Here is a 21,200-nt window from a genome sequence, read left to right as displayed (position 1 = left end):
TAAAATATAATGTATAATTAATTGATTATATCAATTATTCTTCTTTTTCATCTTTTTTTATGGGTCCAAAGTATTGTTGCAATCCCCAGAAAAAGATATATTTTGCTTCATCAGATGATAATTTATTATTTTTATCATTATTTTTATCGGTCATTAAGTATTTTGCATCGGTTATTCTCTTTTCTAACCCTACTTTACCTTGAATTGTTGTTCCATATTTTAACATTAATTCATTACATTGATTTAACATTTTTTGGAAAAATTTTTCATCAAATTTATTGCCATAATAAAAATTTGATTCCAAATATGATTTATCACTGTTGTGATATTTTTTTGAATAATAAACGATTGAATCGTAAATATTGCCTAATAAAAACCAGGCTTTTTTAGTATCTGTATCAAAATAATCTTTATTTTTATCAAATAATTCGTTAATGCTTTCATATTTTACAATACTTTCATATAACATATTATTATCCTCATTATTTTCTTTATTAAATGGTCTATTAGATAGTTCATAAGCGAAATTCCAGCCCTTAGATAAACATCCACAGTCTACCATAAAATTATAAATTCTATGTATATCATTAATATTTGGCGGATATTTTATTTCTTTTTTCAAATATTTTCCATATTCTGCTTTGTATTTTTGCATAACTTTTGCAAAAAATAAATTTCTACTGTATTTATTACCTTGAAAAATTACATTTAATATTGATTTTGCTTCGTTTGATGAATATTTATTTTTATCATCCCTCGGAATAAGATAATTTATAACCATCCATAAATTAAGCTCACTTCCTTTTTTATTCATATATTTTTGTTCTAACTTCGATATAATCGTAAATCTTGAAGGTAAGACACCATTTATCGAATATCTAATTTTCCATTCAGAACTTGCTTTTGGGTCGTCAAAAAATATAATATCTAAAGGCGTTTTTAAATTACCTAAACTGGTAAATACCTCATTTTCATTATTTTTAATAGAATTAATTAGTTTTTGAGGGTTTTTTCTTTCAATGTCACTTTTATCATATATTACAAATTCTTCAAAAGCCTCAAGCACATCTTCATTTACATTTTGAGGTAAAAACATTACTTCGTTGCCTATCCAATAACCCTTTAAATTATTATCAATGAATTTTCTACCCTTTAAAATATTTATTACGCAGTCTCTACACATAAAGAATGATTCACCATCTTCCGTATTTGAAAAAATACATTTGTCATTAGTATAACATTTATATACTGCGGTATTGTATGCTATATCTTCTTTACTACATATATGACACTTTTTTTTAACTTTAGATTTATTTAAATACGTTTTTTCAATTTCTAAATTAAATTTATCATTTAATGAACCTATTTCAAATGGATATTTATCGTTAATTTTAAAGCTAACGACATAATTTTTAGACGTATCTTGAATTTGAGATACAATTTCTTTCATTAGCCCATCTATTTGGTTATTATTAAACTTCAAGTCTAAAAATTTAATAGATTTTTCAACTTTTTTCTTTAATTTTTCAATGATTTTTTTATCATCTTTAAATTTCTCTATTTTTACTAAACTACCAACAAAACCGTTTCCAACTTGATAAAATAACATATTTCGCCAAACTTTTTTATCAAATTGTTTAGCGAGTATATTATCCACTTTACCATTAGTTATGGCGACTTCAATAATCCCATCAAAGTCTTTTTCATCTTTTTGCCATAAATCAATTAGTTGACCTGATTCATCGGAATATTTGCCGATATTTGCAATATGTTCTAACATAAGATATCCCTTATTTTCTTAAGTAATTTGACGAAATTAATTGTTATAAAATTTGATTTTTATTAGATAAATAGTTTCTTAAGTAATTTGATGAGGTAATTATATATTACTTAAAAAAAATATTATAAATTTACGATAACAATCTCATGTTATTAATAAGATATAATAAAAACTTATAAAAGTGATTTTATGAAACTTAATTTAACTACTTACGGTTTTTATCTTTCGAAAAATGGAAATAGGTTTGTTATTAAAGCAGATGGTAAAAAAGACGAAATATCTGTGGATAAGGTCGAGCAAATCGTCGTAACAACAAAAGGCGTAATTACTACGGATGCCATAAACCTTGCAGTTGAAAATAACATAGATTTTATAATGCTTAACAATTATGGGAAGCCTTTGGGTAGATTTTGGCACTCTAAATTTGGAAGTATTAGCACAATACGTAAAAAACAGCTTGAATTAGAAAATACGTATTTGGGTTTTGAATTAGTTAAAGATTGGATATCTACAAAAATGAATAATCAAAAAAAACTTTTAAAGAAATTTTCAAATGATGAATTTATTAATAATAATGCAATTTCTAAAATGAATAACTATATACAAAAAATAAACGAAATGGAATATAATTACAAAAATATAAAAGAAGAAAGGGATAAAATTCAAAATTTAGAAGCTAATGTAAGTAGAATGTATTTTAAAACTCTTTCTGAATTATTGCATGAAGAATATCGTTTTGAATGTAGAAGCAGAAATCCTGCAAAAGATTACTTTAATTGTCTTTTAAATTACGGTTATGGCATTCTTTATGGGCAAATTGAACGTTCATGCATAATTGCGGGATTAGACCCTTATATAGGTATTTTACATAGGGATAATTATAATCGAACTGCTTTAGTGTATGATATGATAGAACCATACCGTTACTATGTAGATAAAACGGTGTTTGAACTTTGTAACAATAAATTAATTGAGGGCAAATTTTTTGATGAGTTAAAAGCTGAAGAAAAATCAAAAAATGGATATTATTTAAATAAAGAAGGTAAACAGCTTTTAATTTCAAAATACAATGAAATCATGGATAAAAAAATTAAATACGATGGTAAAAATACTCGAATTGAAGATACAATTTTAAAAGACTGTCATAAAGTATCTAATAAAATATTAAAATATATTTAAAATTATCAACAATACGGGGGTGCTAAAGTGTTATTATGGGTTATTTATGATATACAAGAAAATAAGGTAAGAACCAAAATATCCAAAAGTTGTTTAAATTTTGGACTTTATAGGGTTCAAAAAAGTGTATTCTTGGGCGAAGTTGCTAAAAATAGATTTGAAGAACTTAAACTAATAACAAAAGATGTTATAAATCCAGAAACAGATTCAGTTTACTTTTTACCCACCAGTAAAGAATTTATTGATAAATCATACTTAATAGGTCAATCTTTTGATGAGGAGCTGGTTTTAGATGAAATTACCTCAAAATTCTTCCGAATTTAATGAATATTCGTATTTTGTTACACCCTCCGATATGATAGAATTTACTTATTGTAGACGATATACATATTTTATGAAAGTTTTAAACATTTTACAACATGAAGAAAAGCGTTATAATGTGCGTAAGGGTAGGGAAATTCATAAAATAAGAGAATCTCAAAATATACAATACATTCGTAAAAAAATTCCGATGGTTTCAAAAGAAATAAATGTAAATTTAATTTCTGAAAAATACAAAATTAGGGGAATTATTGATGAAATTTTAACAATGAATGATAATACATTATCTCCATTAGATTATAAATTTACAAATTACAACTCTAAAACATACAAAACTCATAAAATTCAAAGTACTATGTACTCGCTAATGATTGAAGATTTGTACAATAAACCTGTAAATTATGGATATATTATATATTGCAAAGATAAAAATGTTTTAAAAGAAATAAAAATATCTGAAAAACTAAGAACTGAAACTTTAGAAAGTATTAATTCGTATATGGAAGTTTTAAAAGGCAAATACCCCGAAGCTACCAAATACGAGCGTAGATGTCTGGACTGTTGTTATAAAAACATATGCCCAAGGTAATATACGTATTACTTAATATGATTTTTACGTGACCTTTGTAATAACACATTTCAAAATCCAAAATTATTAAGCCCATTCTGAGCTTCTTTTTTTAGGGTTAAAAAATTTAGAGTTCTTTATAAACTTTGTTTAATCTATACAGTTATCTATATGCTCAATTCATTTTTTATGGTTTGATTATTATTTCTTAGTTACGTTGTATTTACTAAAAGAGTTACTTTTTAGTTATTCAACTAACCCCGAATTATATTTTTAAAATACAAATGGTAACTTTTATATAGAGTCCAAAACAAACTATATATTGTCAGATTGAATAAATTTTGTGATACGGTTAAATAGAGCTTTGTTTAATCTATAAGTCTTATTTTGTACTTATTGATGAGTAATAATTTAACTACGTGTCACAATGCATAATCCATTAAAACAAGGATTGAAACATTTGAATTTCTAACGTTTGCACGTCTTTCAATATCTTTGTCACAATGCATAATCCATTAAAACAAGGATTGAAACTTCCACCGGTTGCCCATCCATTATTGTATACATTGGTCACAATGCATAATCCATTAAAACAAGGATTGAAACTTAGAACCTTTGACTGACGCAATAAATGGAACTGCATTGTCACAATGCATAATCCATTAAAACAAGGATTGAAACTTACTAACCTCCCCCTTAGAAAAGTTCATTCAATTGTCACAATGCATAATCCATTAAAACAAGGATTGAAACTCGAAACTTGTGTCTATCAATAAAGATATTGCATTATGTCACAATGCATAATCCATTAAAACAAGGATTGAAACATTCGCTATAATGTTTTTCCCCCAACCACTGGGGGTCAGTCACAATGCATAATCCATTAAAACAAGGATTGAAACATATTTGTCTGGTAATCCAATCTGGAATATCCAGTCACAATGCATAATCCATTAAAACAAGGATTGAAACAAGAATACATATTTTGATTTCTTCATATTAGAAAAGTCACAATGCATAATCCATTAAAACAAGGATTGAAACGAGGTTTTGGCGATTTTCCCCGTCTAAGGGGTTGGTCTGTCACAATGCATAATCCATTAAAACAAGGATTGAAACATCACCTTTTTTAGAATAATGTAAATGTTTGTACTTCATTGTCACAATGCATAATCCATTAAAACAAGGATTGAAACGCATATACCTCATTATTAGTTTGAGGATATAGCTCAAGTCACAATGCATAATCCATTAAAACAAGGATTGAAACATTATCGATTCTTTTGGCGTGGGATTTTTCATATAATCTGTCACAATGCATAATCCATTAAAACAAGGATTGAAACATTTTTGAGAAGATTCTTCATCAATTGAATCGTTCAGGTCACAATGCATAATCCATTAAAACAAGGATTGAAACTACTGTCTGAAATCATAATCTGAAACTGTTTTCAAGTCACAATGCATAATCCATTAAAACAAGGATTGAAACACTTCATTAATTCGCTTATGTCCATTTTACCACCTTTTTAGTCACAATGCATAATCCATTAAAACAAGGATTGAAACTCACTAAATTGTTTTGTAATATCGTATACTACACTGTCACAATGCATAATCCATTAAAACAAGGATTGAAACCTACAATGCATATATTTAAGGGAATATACGCATCTTGTCACAATGCATAATCCATTAAAACAAGGATTGAAACCGACAGCCCTTGCTTCTAAACTGCGATAGTTTAGAAGTCACAATGCATAATCCATTAAAACAAGGATTGAAACTCTAAGATAACGTGAATATCTTCCACCATTATTTTCGTCACAATGCATAATCCATTAAAACAAGGATTGAAACGCTAATACATTCAAACTGTGCTGTGCTAATCCCCCCGTCACAATGCATAATCCATTAAAACAAGGATTGAAACATAATCAACAAATTGATGTCGATTATGAGGTGTTGAACTGTCACAATGCATAATCCATTAAAACAAGGATTGAAACGTTCTTCAACAATTATCCGTTGCCCATTGTGTTTTATAGTCACAATGCATAATCCATTAAAACAAGGATTGAAACTAATATCTAAACCCCCTGATGCTCCAGGAGCTATAAAGTCACAATGCATAATCCATTAAAACAAGGATTGAAACTCGAATTTGTTTCGATATTTGGTGTTTCTGGTAGTTGTAGTCACAATGCATAATCCATTAAAACAAGGATTGAAACTCTCCAATATGCGTATATTTCCCGAAATTAGTAGTAGTCACAATGCATAATCCATTAAAACAAGGATTGAAACAACGATATAGTGCCGTCCGTCTTTTTAAACGTCATATCCGTCACAATGCATAATCCATTAAAACAAGGATTGAAACTCAATATCAAGAGTTTCTATATCATAAAAAAGATATTGTCACAATGCATAATCCATTAAAACAAGGATTGAAAGCCCAACTGCCTCTGGGCGATTGGCATTTACTCAAATCGAAGATTTGATATTTTTAATTACAAAATATGTCCATCAAAGGATTTTATGAACGAAGTGAATAAAAGGGTTTGGTATAATCCATTAAAACAAGGATTGAAAGCCCAACTGCCTCTGGGCGATTGGCATTTACTCAAATCGAAGATTTGATATTTTTAATTACAAAATATGTCCATCAAAGGATTTTATAAACGAAGTGAATAAAAGGGTTTGGTATAATCCATTAAAACAAGGATTGAAAGCCCAACTGCCTCTGGGCGATTGGCATTTACTCAAATCGAAGATTTGATATTTTTAATTACAAAATATGTCCATCAAAGGATTTTATAAACGAAGTGAATAAAAGGGTTTGGTATAATCCATTAAAACAAGGATTGAAAGCCCAACTGCTTTAGGACGAACGGCTTCATTTCAAATCCATCAAAGGATTTTATGAACGAAGTGAATAAAAGGGTTTGATACAATAGTTAAATAATAAAAATAAATAACTATTTACCTAAATATCTATACAAAGTAGTCTTACTAATTCCAGTAATCTCTTTTATTTCTTTTAATGTACATTCACCCGAATTATAAAGTTTAATGGCCATTTCTACCTTACCTAAATCAACCTTAGGACGACCGCCAACTCGACCACGTGAACGTGCAACGTCTAAACCGTTCTTAGTTCGTTCAGATGTCAAATCCCTTTCAAATTGTGCTAATCCTGCAATGATAGTGAAAAGAAGCTTACCATGTGCCGAACTCGTATCGAGCCAAGATTCCTTTAAACTTTTAATCTCAACGTTTAAAGATTTACAGTTTTCAACAATTTCAACTAAATCTTTTGTACTTCTTGAAATACGTGTAAGTTCTGTAACGATTATTATATCTTCATTAGATAACCTATCAAACATTTTAGTAAATTCAGGTCTATTTCTTATAGTTCCTGAAATCTTTTCCAAATAGATTTTTTCACAACCTACTTTTTTTAAATCTTGAACTTGTCGTTCTAAGTTTTGGTCTTTTGTCGATACTCTTGCATAACCTATAATCATAATTATCACGTAAAGTCTCATTACTTATCTATTTTGTAAGGTTTTGATACTTTGATATTGATACTAAGTTTTGAGAATTATCCATATATAAAAGATGTTAATTTCTTAAAAAAAGTAAAAAGTCTTAAAAACGGTCGTTATTGGGAATCTTTTTATTTTATAGATTATTGTTATTTTTTGTTTAAAAATCAGTTCCAAAACTCGTGCCAAAATCAAAGTATTTTTAGTAAATAATTTTATGAGTTTTGGGAATCTTTTTTATTTTATTTTTTTAATTAATGGGTGAGTAAATGAAAATTGGTTATGCAAGAGTTTCAACCAAGGAACAGAATATTGAAAAGTATATTGAAGAACTTAAAAAAGTAGGTTGTGAAAAAATCTATTTTGAAAAGATTTCTGGAGGTAAATCAGAACGTCCAGAATTCAATAAAATGATGGAAACTATTAGGGAGAATGATATTGTTGTAGTTTCTGATTTAACTCGTTTATCTCGTAGTATGAAAGATTTAATTACTACGATGGAGTTATTTAAATCGAAAGGTGTTCAGTTAAAAAGTTTAAAAGAAAGCTGGATTGATACAACAACTGCACAGGGCGAACTAATGTTTAATATTTTTTCCGCTTTGGCAGAATTTGAGAGAAAACTAATAAAAGAAAGAACTAAAAACGGTTTAGACGTTGCACGTTCACGTGGTCGTGTTGGCGGTCGTCCACGAGTTAAAAAAGATAAATTAGAAATGGCCATTAAGTTATATAATACTGGTGATTGTACATTAAAAGAAATAAAAGAAATTACAGGAGTTAGTAAGAGTACTTTGTATAGGTATTTAGGGAAATAGTTATTTATTTTTTTTAATTCTTAATGAGTATTTAAAAATATAAAAAAATTAAATATTATTCATATTTTCAAGTACTTCAATTATTGATTCCTTATTTAAATATGGTAAATCAAACTGTCTACGGTAACTACCGATACATTTTACACAACCTTTTACACAACAATCCATTTTACATAATTTTTCTGCGGTTTTTAGTATCTCAGAATATCTGGTATATAACACATCTACAAAACCTACCCCTCCCTCTACATTATCGTAAAACAATAATGTATTGTCTATAACATCTAACATACCACTAACCTCTCCATCTTCACAGCCCGCTTCGAGTATTATTGCAGAAATTATGGTATTTAACATTGTCTTTTTATTACACTTGGGAGGTATTTTTAAAAGTACCCCTTTTGTTTTAAATTTAGTTCCAAATTTGAGTTTAGTTCCCGAACCAATATTTTGATTACCCGTAGATAAATTAGTTAACAATGGATTATTGCAACATTTATCTTTATTATCTTTATAAGTTATTTTATTACAGTTTTTGCAATAAATCAATTCCTTAATATTTTTTTGAATATGCCCCGCTTTTAAAATGTGACCTATTTCACACTCAAAAGGCTTTGAAACTTTATTAAATTTTTCTATTTGGGGCATATTAAATATACAAGGTTCAAAAATTGTTCCTTTTAATTTTTTAACATAAGATTTTTTAGCATAAACAACTTTTGGTTCTAAAATTTTGCAATCCATTTTTGATAATGGATTCCCACATATTGGACATATATTTTGATTATTTGTATAATATATTTCTTTATCATTACATTCTGTATTTGTACACTTATAATAGTTTAGGGCCAACGTTTTTAATGCAGTACCTCCACGCAACCTTTCACAAAAATATCTTTTTTTATCATGATCTAATGTAGATGGAGGACATATCTCTTCAAGACCGTAGCCTGTTATTATGGATCTTGTAGATTCTTCATTTTTACTACGAATTATTAATTTACTGCCTGAAACTCCAAAAGCATAATCGGGTAGTAAACCCGCTTCTTGAAAATAATTAAATACTCCTTTTGAACTAGTTTCTATATCGCCATTGGTCCTAAGTGAAGCTTCAATTTCCGCATATTCTTTTATTTTATAAGACCATTCCTCTATTAAATTTTTATAATTGGGGTAATCCAATCCAGAATCTTTTAAATACTTCTTTAAATATTTAAAATATCCTTCTTCATATTTTTTCCATAATATTATAATACAATCTAAGTTGTTTTTCCAAGTTGCTAATTTTTTCCAATCTCCTGGAAGTTTAAACTCAAAATCTGTGTTTGTTAATATATAATGCAAGAATAAACTGAATAATGCTTTTGATAAGGGTAATTCTAAATCAATAGAGAATGCTGGTGGTTTTATAAGTCCATTTGTTAAACTTTCTACATCATGATAGTACATCGTATCAAGTGCAGAAGTTGATAGGTAAGTAACACCCAATGTTGAAGAACCTCTTCTACCCCCTCGGCCCATTCTTTGGACATATTGTGCAGGACTAGGCGGTGCATACAATAAACCTATTGCATTCAAAGTTCCGATATCTATGCCCAATTCTAATGTAGGTGTAGCCACTAAAAAATTAACTTTATTTTCCGATTCATTTTTGAAACTATTTTCTGTTTCAGCTCTTTTTTTAGCATCTTTTTTTCCAGTATCCGTATCGGATATTAAAAATGGCATTTCATTATTTTCAATATGATTATTTAGATGTTTGGGCATTGTTTTTTGATTTTTTTTGATATATAAATTGATTATTCTTAAAAAGTATTTATTATCTTTTAAAATGATAACTTCATTTTGGGATAGTATATTAATCATTTTTTCTATTTTTTTCATTTTTAAATCTTTTTCTGACGTTTTGTCCCTTGAATAAGGTATCCCATACATTTTATTATATGCATTTTTCTTTATATCTTCATTACTTAAAAAAATTTTTTTATGCAAATTATCTTCAGTATCCATTAATAAATCATAATATTCTGATATTTGTCTATTTTTAAAGAATATTTTTATAAATTTATTATATTTTTCTTTAACTTCGATATTAGATATTTTTGGCGTATCCATAGAAATTTCAAAAATATTTTTATTTGCTAGTGAAGTTACATTACTACCTTTTGCAAATAACTCCTCATATATACACTGTTGAAGTCTATTTTTATATTCTGAAATATCCCTAAATTCATCTAATTCGTCCAATGTTTCTTCCATTAATTTTTTAATTTTTATGGGTTTTTCTACCTTAGAAATATTTTCTAATAGCTTTTTGCGAATAATTTTTTCAAAATGATATTCCTCTATATTTCTAGCAAATCTGGATGCCCTTTGTACATTGTCGGTAAATATTAAAACCTTTCTTTTTGGATGATCTGGCAATGTAATAAATAATTCATCAAATAAACTTTGAGCACAAAATTCATCAGATATTTCAGAAGCTCCTTTTATAATACGATATGCATATCCATTATAATCACATTTTGGACAATATTTATCATTTTTTGAAGATAATTCCTTATTTTTATTAGTTATATTTATATACAAATCATAAAAATTTTTAGAGTTACCGCATTTACAAGTTGATTGAGATTCATGATGTAAACTATGACATTGTTTACATAATTTTACAGGTAACGCAGTTTCATTGTTGTAATTTTCTTTTGATAAAATGATTTCTCTAATTTTTAATTTTTTATCTTCGTAATTTTTATATACTGAATATTTTTCCAAAGGTTTTCTGCGGAGAGACTTATAGGTCATAGCACCTTTTTCAATATATTCATAATTTATGTATTCCTCGCCACAATTTCTACAAGTATATATCTCAAAAACAAGATTAGAACCACAATCACACTTATCAACATCCAACATATGTAATTTCCCACATTCTAAACATCGGTAAATTTTTGGAGGTCCCCTATAAAATGCATGTGTTCGTAGCTCCCCTAAGGATTCTTCAGGTAAATTCTTTAAATCTTTAATCTTTACAGGATTCTTCAATGGATTCTTCAAGTACTTTTCAGAATATTGTGGAAAAATAATGTTTTCGTATTCAAAATCCTTGTTAAAAAGTTTTTTTAAGAAATTTAATACTTCTTTAGAGTCAGGTTTTCCTAACGTAGCACTTGTACCAATATATTGAATATATTTATTTGCTTGTATAGTAGATAAGTAAAATTGAAGTCTTCTTATAAGTAGTGAAACGTCAATACCCTGAGCACCACTATAATAATGTATTTCATCTAATACGATAAATTTTACTTCAGCGTTGTTTAAAAGCTTTATGTAGTTAGGATTTAAAAGTATTCTTTCAAGCATCACATAATTTGTAAGTAATATATTAGGGGGGGAATCAATCATCTTATTTTTTTCACCACTACTCAAATCTCCATCAAAAACTCCGCAAGATATATTTGAACGATATTTTTTGTTTAATATTTTTAGATAATTATCGATTCGCTCTTTTTGGTCTTTTGCTAATGCTTTTAATGGATATATTAATATTGTTTGTACACCGTTATGTTTATTTTGAATACAGTGGTTAAATATCGGCATCAAAAAAGTTTCTGTTTTACCACTACCAGTTCCTGTTGCTATAACACAATTTTTCCCATCATTTATTTTTTTCCAACCTTCAAATTGATGGATATAGGGATTATAGACATCAGTTTTGTCCAAAAAATCTTTAAATTGAGGGTTAAAACCTGCTTCTTCTATCCCTCTTTTATCAATTTCATATTCTGGCAACGCCTGAACTAATAAATCTTTAAATAAAACTTCATTTTTAGAAAATAAGTCATTTAATTCATTTTTTAGTTTTTCATTATTTCTAGAGATAGTAGAAACTATAAATTTTAAATATTCTTGGTTTAATATGTTGTAATTATATTCTAAACCTAAATTCTCCATTGTCTTCCCCCATTTTTAAATATTCTATTTATCAAATCATATTTTGAATATTTTGAATACTTCTTTAAAAACTCAAAATAGGATTTATTTTTTGAAAATTTTTTTGCTAAGTTAATGTTTTCCATAACATTTGTATCTTCGTATATTTTTTTTTGATATTCTTCACTATCATTTAAATATTTAATAAATTCCCCATATTCTTTAAAATTTAATTCTTTAAAGATGTAGGGTTTATAATATACTTTTCCATGTATTTTGAGAAAATATTTTTCTAAATATATACGATAAAAGGTATCCAGGTCCGCCCATACATCTTCATTATATTGTTCATACATTTTTTGTACGTGAAATTTAAATAATCTTTCCAACTCATAATTGGAACATATTTCTAAATTAAATTCTTTTAGATAATTATAATATAATTTCTGAGAAATTAAGTGACCTATTACATCAATTACCCCTGCTGATGAAATATCTATAATTTCAAAATTTCTAGTGTAATTTTCGTTAATATTTATAATCTTTTCTATAAATAAGCCTATGTACCACTCAGTTTTAGTAGATTTTAATTTATCATACACTTCATTTGAAGGTTTACCTAAATTTAAAACTCCCGTTTTAGATGTAGTTGCAGAAGGAATTATTAGTTCCATATCGTATTTTGTATATTGATTAATTTTGAAAGGCATGGTAAAGATTTGTATTTTTGTCTTAGAGTCTGGAAATGTTGGCATAAACGGTGGTGAAGAATGTATTGCACTAACTTCTGCACTTCTTTTTAGAAAAGGTACTCGTTCCCAATCAAAGTATGACTTCTTTTTTTCTCTTTTTTTAATTGTACCTTTAAATGGTACCAAATCTCCAAAATTTTCAGTTCTTATCCGATAATTATCTGTAAGAACACACGTTTCTTCACTAGAACTTTTTGATAAATAATCCTCTAATATGGTATAGTATTTCTCTTTTTTTTCATAATTTGATTCATTCTCATAATTCATCCAAAGTACCAATGATATAAATGATTCTAACTCCGGACACATCAAACAATAACATTCTGACTCTAAAATTCCAAACCTTACATTTGTAAGATTGCATTTTGAGTTAGATATTTGATTATCCAGGGTAATTTCAAATAAATTTTCCCCAATAATCCCCATACCGTCAATATAACTATCAGATAACTCTTTTTTAAAATTTTTAGTATGTAATTCATAATAGTTTTTCCAGTGTTCTGGATTAAACTTATTATATAGTATTGGAAATCTGTCCATATTATTACCCCATATTATCTTAAAAGTTATAACCTAAAATAAATAATGTATTATACTTTTAATATTATACCTAATATCATATAATTATTACGATTTATTTAAATTATATGCTACCTAACAATTATTGAATGTAATGATTTATCGAAAAGTAGTTTCATAAAATTAAATAACTTACTATTTTAAAAGTAAGTTATTTAACCTAAAAATAAGTAAATATTCCATTTTACTGTGAATTACATTGCAATTACATAAATATTACATAAATTATTGAAAAACAGTATTTTTTAAAGAATTTATAAATATATATATATATATATATATATATTCACAAACTTTTTAAGTAAGTATCCGTACACAAATAAAAGAACTATTCCACAAAATTTATTATCAATATTCGAGCTTTTAGGTCAAAGAATAATGAGTTACGTTAAAAATATTAAAATATTAAAATATAAAAAAGTAAGAAAGTAAAAATATTAGCCGTTTATTTTATTAAACCATCTATATATATCCATAGCTAATAAATCAATTAATTTATTCTTAAAGTCGTTATCTTTTAAAATTTTTCCATAAAATATTTCATTTTTGGAAAATTCATTTACTACGCCTTCTTCAAAGGATTTATCGAAAGCGAGTCTAAATAATTCATAATCATTAGCTGTTGCATTAAGTTTTAATTTTTCATTACTTTTTAAATTATTACTTATTTGTTCAACTGCTAATTTTTCAGAATCTGAAAATTCGGTCCCAAATTTATCATTTAGCGTTTTTATTATGTTACTCAATAAATCTGGATTTTCACCTTTTGTCCCACCTTCTGAAATATGTATGTCTATACCACCGTCAGAACTTCTAAGTTCAATTTCATCTAATTTACCTTTTTTTAAGGAATAGTATTCTAAGATAACCTTATTTGTTAAATCTACACCACCAGTATTTTCAATTTCAATTTTTTTAAGTAAGTATCTTAAATAAATATTTAATCGGTGAATATCTGAATCTTTAAGTGCAAAAATTTGAATTATTAAATTGTATAAATTTATAAATTTTTTTGCAAGATTTTTAAATTCAATGGTTTCTTCTGTTGTGAATTTTTCAATTCTTTTTAATGAATTATTGATATAATTTGATTCTAAGGCTCTTCCTCTATTTGTAAGATTATCTTTATAAAATAAATCTGTGAATTTTTTAACATCTTCTTCATTAATTACCTGTTTTGCATAGATTTCATTTTCCAGTGTATAAATATCGTTTGGGTCTATGTCATTGTTAAGAGTCGTCATTGAATAAAATGGCATAAAAGCTCGTTGTATATCTTCAGGTTCATTTACAAAATCCAAGATAAATGTATCTTCTTTTCCAGGGTAAATTCTGTTTAACCTTGAAAGCGTTTGAACTGCTTTTACACCGAATAATTTTTTATCAATGTACATGGTATGTAATTTAGGCTGGTCAAAACCTGTTTGATACTTATTTGCTACAATTAATATTTTTGATTCCTCTTTGTCAAATTCAACGGGTAAATTAGCTTGAGAAATTTCATTCATACCTGATTCGGTATATTCTAAACTATTAGTATCTTTTACAGTTCCTGAAAATGCTACTAAGGTTTTTAAATCATCATAACCTTTTTCTTTTATGTATTTGTCAAATTCTAATTTATAACGTACTGCGTGTAGCCTTGACGGTGTTATGAGCATTGCTTTTGCATGCCCCCCAATTTTCTTCATAGTGTAGTTTCTAAAATGTTCTATGATTATTTCTGTTTTTTGGGAAATATTGCACGGGTGTAATGTAACATATCGCATGATAGACTTTGTAGCACGTGCTTTATCAAATTCTGGGTCTTCTTCAATTGTTTTGCTGACTTTGTAGCACATTTTATATGTCATATAGTTTTTTAGAACGTCTAATATAAAACCTTCTTCTATTGCTTGCCTCATACTGTATATATGGAAAGGATAATACTTATCATCGTTATCATCGTCCGATTTTGTTCCAAAAAGCCTTAAAGTGGTGGCTTTGGGTGTAGCGGTGTATGCAAAGAAACTAACATTTGATTGGTCAGTAAAGTTTTTTAGTTCTTTATTTATTTTATCCTCTGAATCTATTTCTTGACTTTCCTCTTCTTCTGCTATTTTGATTGCTTCGTCTAAAGATAAAGATTCTTTTAAAGCCATCATATTTTTACCAGATGTTGACGAATGAGCTTCATCGATAACAATTGCATATTTTTTGCCTTTTGTATCAGCTAATTTCTTTAAAACGTGTGGGAATTTTTGAATAGTGCTAATTATTATTTTAGTACCTTTTTCTATTTCTTTGGCTAATTGATTTGAATCTTTATCTATTTTAGCAACTACGCCTGTTTTATGTTCTAATTGATAAATAGAGTCTTGCAATTGTTTGTCTAAAACTTTTCTATCGGTAACTACAATAACCCCGTCAAATATTACTTTATCGTTTTTATCGTGCAAAGATGACAATCGGTGAGAAAGCCAGGTTATAGAATTAGTTTTTCCAGAGCCTGCGGAATGTTGGATTAAATATTTTTGACCCGAACCATTTTGTATTACGTGATTTAATATGTCTCTTGTACAGTCTAATTGGTGGTATCTTGGGAATATGGTTTTTTCCGTTGTAATTATTTTATAGTCTCCGTTATCGTCTAAAACTTCGTGTTCTTGTTTTTGAACATATACAAATTTGCCGATAATTTCAAGTAAAGAATCTTTTGTTAAGATGTTTTCCCACATATAGTAAGTTTTAAGTTTACCTGTTACATTGGGGTTTCCTGCCCCGTCGCCTACGCCTAAATTAAACGGTAAAAATATGGTATCTTCACCTTTTAGTTGGGTTGTCATATAAACTTGGTCTTCATCCATTGCAAAATTTATGATGGCTCTTTCTTTGAATTTGAATAATTTTTCCGTGTTAAATCGGGTCTTTTTGTATTGTTTGATTGCATTTTTATAGGTTTGACCTGTGTACGGGTTTTTAACTTCGATTGTGGTTATAGGCATGCCGTTTAAGAAAATTACTAAATCGATTCTTTTATCTTGGGTATAATTTAATTCCTCAGTTACAGAAACGATGTTTTGCCCATATAATTTATTTTGGTCCGCATTTAAATTATTTGCAGGTTTAAAGTAAGCAAGTTTTAATTTTACGCCCATATCTTTATAACCATGCTTCAAAATATGTATAATACCCATTATTCGCAATTGCTTATCTAAATTTTCTATAATTTTTGAACGGTAATTATCGCCGTAAATTTCGTTTAATTCTTTGAGCTCATTTTTTTGGGTAAGTTCTAAAAAATTAAATAAACATTCTTTATCAATAGCATAATGTTTATCATAATTTTTATTAAATGATTCGACGTAGTTATTTTCATTGGTAAGATATTCTTTAATTATAGTTTGAAATTTTCGTTCTTTTAAATCATCATCTGTAATCGGCGTAATCAAATTAATCCCCTCCCTTTTTAATGATTTCCCATTCTCTTAAATCGATTTTTCCGGTAACAGCTTCTGAAATTAAAGATTGTTTAGCTTCTTTTAATTTTTCTATCTGTAATTTTGTATTATTTATTAAATTGTCGATTTCTTCTGTTTTAGTATCTAAGAAATTAGATATAGTTTCTTGCTCTTGCATATTCGGGTGCGGTATTTTGATATTTCCTACAAAATCCCAATTTGTACGGGGCATTTTTGCACCATAGGTGGATGAATTAATATAATTAATAAATTTACTATTTAAAATGACGTATTTTAAAAAGATATTATTTATCCTCTGAGTATTTAAAACTAATAATTCAGATGAACAAACACCATCAAAATTAGCTATAATACATTTTGCTAAATAAGGTCTTAATTTTCCAAATAATATATCATTCTTTTTAAATTTATTACATATCCCTTCGATATTTAATTCTTCACTATTTTTAATATATTTTCCAGTTGAAGATTCAATATGTTCTAAACCGATGTATTTTAAATTTTTAGTATATTCACCCTTTATACTTCTGAGACTAACCTCATATTTTAACTTTTTAACGTCCCAATCATTAGGTATCTGCCCTATCCATTCAACACCGCTGTCTTTTAGCTCTTCTTTTTCTCTTTTTATTAATTTTACGTCAATAATTTTAAATTTACCCGTCACAACTTCAGAAATTAAACTTTTTTTAGCTTCTTCTAATTTATTAATAAGTTTTTCTTTTTTAGAAATTATATTTTCGATTTCCTCTGTTTTAATATCTAAGAAATTTGCTATTTTTTCTTGCTCTTTTTCAAAGGTTTGTAAAACTTCCAAATTTAATAAATCACATGAATTCATAGCAGACCTTACACCACTATTTCCAAGATTATTGTATATTTTTTTAAGATAATATGAATAGTAGGTATAATAATAATACTTAACACAGATTTGATATTTATTAATGATTCTAATATATGCGGGACTCATTAATCCACTTTTATGTGTAATTCCTACCCTACTTGTATTTATGTTTTCTAAGTCGATTAATTTAAAAACCAAATTATTTTTTTCAAATTCTTGATATCCTTTAAAATCTTTTGGTTGTAATCCTTCATTAGACATAGGGTCCCTATCAATAACCCCGTTTAGAGTTAATGATAATACATTTTTTAATATACCCCTATTATTCACTTTCTTATTATAAAATATATTTTTTCCTTTTATAATGTCCCAATCTTTAGGTATTTGCCCTATCCATTCAACACCGCTGTCTTTTAGCTCTTCTGCTTTCCTATATTTTAATTCATTCATTATTCAAACACCTTTTTAACATCAGTTTGAATTTCAGTTTCAAGCTCTTCAACTTCTTTCATAATTTCCGCAAATGGTCGTAATTCTTCAAATTTATAGAAATGTCTTGTAAATGGAATTTCATAACCTATTTTAGTTTTTTTATCGTCTATCCAGTATTCGTTAACGTGTGGTTTTACTTCCGCCTCTAAGTAGTTTAAAATGTTTTCCTTTTCCTTTGCAATGTGCTTTGAAGAGTCTTTTTTATTGTATTCTTCCACATCCATAGATAAAGGTATCATTTCAGTGTCTCTTAAATCTGAATCTGCCTCCTTGCTTTTACCTTTATAACAGTAATCTGCAGTTTCATCCCTTTCAGAAAGTCCCATTAAAACCGCTTTATACACAGGCTTACTTAAATCCAATCTTTTTAATTTTTTACTTAATTCCTTGTCAAATTCTTCCCTATTTTTATAGATTTTCTCATCAATATTATTTTTTAATACATCGATAATATTATCTTGAATTGATTTCCCAACATACTGTTTTTCCAATTCTGTATTTTCTTTTGCTTTAATAATTTGTTTCTGTTTCTTTAATTCCAATTCTTCGACTTTATCCTCGTCGTATAATTTAGAAAACGCAGATTCCGAATAAATATTTTCAATTCTCTCTTCTGAAATTTGGAAATTTAATTTTAAAGGTCTTTCAATTGTAACTTTTAAATATCCAAAGTCTTTATTATCAAAAATTTTACAATATTCATTTTCTTTAAATTCTCCGTAAAGTCTTGTTATCTCCGTAATATCGGAATCGCTTATTTTATTTCTTTTAGAACCTAATGATTTTCTCATTTTATGATAAAAGTTTGTAGCATCAATCAATTGAATTTTCCCACTTCTTACCGGTCCATTTAAAATGTTATCGTTTTTACGGTTTGTAATAATCCATATGTACGTGGCAATACCTGTGTTATAGAATAAATCCGTCGGAAGTGCTATAATACCCTCTAATAAATCATTCTCGATAATCCATCGCCTTATCTCTGATTCTCCCGACCCTGCATCACCCGTGAACAACGGTGAACCGTTAAAGATTATTGCCATTCTTGAACCTTTTTCATCGTGCCTCATTTTTGAAACCATATGTTGCAAAAATAATAATGAACCATCAGAAGTTCTCGGTAAACCTGCCCCAAAACGTCCATTAAATTCCTTTTTAGCTTCTTCGTCTATTGCATCTTTATCTTTTTTCCAGTCAACACCAAAAGGAGGATTCATAAGCGCAAATTGTACATCCCTATTAACATGTTTGTCCGCGGTGAGTGAGTTACCAAATGCAATGTTACCCGCACTTTGACCTTTAATTAACATATCTGAACAGCAAACCGCATAAGATTGATTATTAAGCTCTTGCCCGAATAATTCAACAGTTGCACCGGGGTTTAATTTTTTAATATAATTTGTAGCTACTGAAAGCATACCGCCAGTACCACACGCAAAGTCCCCAACTGTAAATATACGACCTTCTTCCCTTATTTCATCCTCTAAACCATTAAATATTAAGTTAACCATTAACTCAATAACTTCTCTTGGCGTATAGTGGTCACCAGCTTCTGCATTTTCTGAAAATCTTCTTATTAATTCCTCAAAGATGTAACCCATTTCGACATTACTAACCACATTAGGGTGTAAATCAATACTGTTAAATTCCTTAACAACCAAATATAATAAATTATTTTCTTCTAATTTTTTTATCTCCTTATCAAACTCAAATTTATCTATAATAGTTCTAATATTTGAAGAAAAACCTTTTATATAATCTTTAAAATTAGTTTCTATGTTATCAGAATCATTTTTAAGTTTTTCAAAATCAAATTTTGATTTATTTGAAAATTCGTACCCTGCAACATTGTTTAAAATGGCTTCTACATCTGTTTCTTTAGCCCTTTCTAAAACTGATTCTTTTTTATCTGCAAGTAAACAATCAAATCTCCTTAAAACAGCCATTGGTAATATAACATCCCCATATTTCTCAGGTTTATAAGCCCCCCTTAATAACTCCGCTATTTTCCATATGAAATTTACCTTATCATTAAAACCATTCATTTTTACACCTAAAATTAAATATACACTAAATTAAAATTTTATAATAATTTTATAATAATTTTATAACAATATATACTAACATATAATAATATGTATAATTATTAAACTTAGTCATATAAAATAGTCTTATATTTAATTAATATCAATAATATAATTGAATATAAAAACTAGAATGAAATAAAGATAAAAAAGTATTGTTATTTTTATAAGTTTAGTTATTTATCAAGTTATTTAACTGTTAGTTGCGTACTGCCACTACCTTTAAAGATTTAGGGAATCCATACCCCGAAGTGGTTAAAGGTCTTAAAGCATATTTTAAATCTTCTAACTTTGATTCGCTAGTATTGCCTACAAGAACTATTATAACCCCCTCCTGATACTCCTCTAAGTATCTATTAACTTGACCAAGTAATCTATCGACCTTAGCTTTGGTGGTTAAGTCCTTTTTTAATTCTATACCTATGTTTTTTTCAACCACTATGTCACATAAGTTCCTGCCTGCTTCCATTCTTACAGAAGTATTTCCCAAGGTAAAAGGACCGTTGTTTAAATTCTTTTTTAAATGCTTAAACAAATCTTCTTGGTAACCTTTTTCAGATTTATATCTTTTAGACGGTTTCCAATTCCTTATTTCTCTGTAAACTTTATCATAATATCCATACATAACACTCACTTATAAAAATCCTTTTGGTTTTTTCCTTCCATCGCCCGTTATTATTTTATTCATAGCACCTTGAATAGTTTTAGGACCTTTGGAAGGTTTACCAGTTATAAACTCTGATAGAGTTTCAGGTCTTTTAGTGGTTTTCTTTGTAGTCTTTTTAGTTGTAGTTTTCTTAGCTTTTGCCATTTTACCCCTCATTTTTACTAAATAATA

13 protein-coding genes and 1 CRISPR repeat array are annotated in these 21,200 nt (G+C 27.7%); of the genes, 4 read left to right on the top strand and 9 right to left on the bottom strand.

Translation table 11 applies throughout. From position 1 onward, the window contains the following. Positions 1-34: 34 nt before the first annotated feature. Positions 35-1,780: a TIGR02556 family CRISPR-associated protein gene (locus tag J3E06_RS07380; protein ID WP_013179912.1), complete on the bottom strand. Its 1,746-nt coding sequence runs from the start codon at positions 1,778-1,780 to the stop codon at positions 35-37. Between the two features lie 189 nt (positions 1,781-1,969). On the opposite strand from J3E06_RS07380, the gene cas1 reads away from it, so the two are divergent. The 3 genes from cas1 to cas4 are packed head-to-tail and all read left to right on the top strand — an operon-like array spanning position 1,970 to position 3,869. Beyond that, a complete protein-coding gene (cas1, locus tag J3E06_RS07375; RefSeq protein WP_013179911.1) occupies positions 1,970-2,959 on the top strand; it encodes a CRISPR-associated endonuclease Cas1 in 990 nt (329 codons plus the stop codon). 27 nt (positions 2,960-2,986) lie between these two features. Beyond that, positions 2,987-3,283, top strand: coding sequence for a CRISPR-associated endonuclease Cas2 (gene cas2, locus J3E06_RS07370; protein ID WP_013179910.1), 297 nt, complete (start codon positions 2,987-2,989; stop codon positions 3,281-3,283). Continuing rightward, the gene (cas4, locus tag J3E06_RS07365; protein ID WP_013179909.1) at positions 3,252-3,869 is read left to right on the top strand and encodes a CRISPR-associated protein Cas4; all 618 of its coding nucleotides are present in this window, start codon (positions 3,252-3,254) and stop codon (positions 3,867-3,869) included. The genes cas2 and cas4 overlap by 32 nt, the downstream gene beginning before the upstream one ends. A gap of 400 nt (positions 3,870-4,269) precedes the next feature. Further along, positions 4,270-6,305: direct repeats of the CRISPR family, unit length 37 nt; unit sequence GTCACAATGCATAATCCATTAAAACAAGGATTGAAAC. A 524-nt stretch (positions 6,306-6,829) separates the two neighbouring features. Here the strand turns inward: cas4 and J3E06_RS07360 are convergent. Continuing rightward, the gene (locus tag J3E06_RS07360; RefSeq protein WP_048187082.1) at positions 6,830-7,378 is read right to left on the bottom strand and encodes a recombinase family protein; all 549 of its coding nucleotides are present in this window, start codon (positions 7,376-7,378) and stop codon (positions 6,830-6,832) included. A gap of 290 nt (positions 7,379-7,668) precedes the next feature. Here J3E06_RS07360 and J3E06_RS07355 point away from each other — a divergent pair, with 290 nt between their 5' ends. Further along, entirely contained in the window at positions 7,669-8,217 is a 549-nt protein-coding gene (locus tag J3E06_RS07355) for a recombinase family protein (protein WP_013179907.1), read from the top strand. Positions 8,218-8,265: 48 nt separating this feature from the next. Here the strand turns inward: J3E06_RS07355 and J3E06_RS07350 are convergent, their stop codons facing one another. The 7 genes from J3E06_RS07350 to J3E06_RS07320 all read right to left on the bottom strand — a co-directional run bounded on the left by J3E06_RS07350 (position 8,266) and on the right by J3E06_RS07320 (position 21,173). After that, positions 8,266-12,171, bottom strand: a complete 3,906-nt coding sequence (locus J3E06_RS07350) for a DEAD/DEAH box helicase (protein ID WP_013179906.1) — start codon at positions 12,169-12,171, stop codon at positions 8,266-8,268. Then, positions 12,159-13,442, bottom strand: a complete 1,284-nt coding sequence (locus J3E06_RS07345) for a hypothetical protein (RefSeq protein WP_013179905.1) — start codon at positions 13,440-13,442, stop codon at positions 12,159-12,161. Before J3E06_RS07345 ends, J3E06_RS07350 begins: the two co-directional genes overlap by 13 nt. 476 nt (positions 13,443-13,918) lie before the next feature. After that, entirely contained in the window at positions 13,919-16,912 is a 2,994-nt protein-coding gene (locus J3E06_RS07340; protein WP_013179904.1) for a type I restriction endonuclease subunit R, read from the bottom strand. A gap of 1 nt (position 16,913) precedes the next feature. After that, entirely contained in the window at positions 16,914-18,236 is a 1,323-nt protein-coding gene (locus tag J3E06_RS07335) for a restriction endonuclease subunit S (RefSeq protein WP_013179903.1), read from the bottom strand. Next, positions 18,236-20,323 carry a type I restriction-modification system subunit M gene (locus tag J3E06_RS07330; RefSeq protein WP_013179902.1) on the bottom strand — a complete coding sequence of 696 codons (2,088 nt, stop codon included), beginning with the start codon at positions 20,321-20,323 and terminating at the stop codon, positions 18,236-18,238. The genes J3E06_RS07335 and J3E06_RS07330 overlap by 1 nt, the downstream gene beginning before the upstream one ends. 238 nt (positions 20,324-20,561) lie before the next feature. After that, positions 20,562-20,987 (bottom strand): hypothetical protein, encoded by a 426-nt coding sequence (locus tag J3E06_RS07325; RefSeq protein WP_013179901.1) that lies wholly within the window; start codon positions 20,985-20,987, stop codon positions 20,562-20,564. Positions 20,988-20,996: 9 nt separating this feature from the next. Then, positions 20,997-21,173, bottom strand: a complete 177-nt coding sequence (locus J3E06_RS07320) for a hypothetical protein (RefSeq protein ID WP_013179900.1) — start codon at positions 21,171-21,173, stop codon at positions 20,997-20,999. Positions 21,174-21,200 lie beyond the last annotated feature (27 nt).

Source organism: Methanococcus voltae, from assembly GCF_024807655.1.
In the GTDB taxonomy this organism is placed as follows: domain Archaea; phylum AGJL01; class Methanococci; order Methanococcales; family Methanococcaceae; genus Methanococcus; species Methanococcus voltae_D.
Note: the sequence above shows the minus strand (reverse complement) of the source record. Positions and strands in the feature narration are given on the sequence as shown.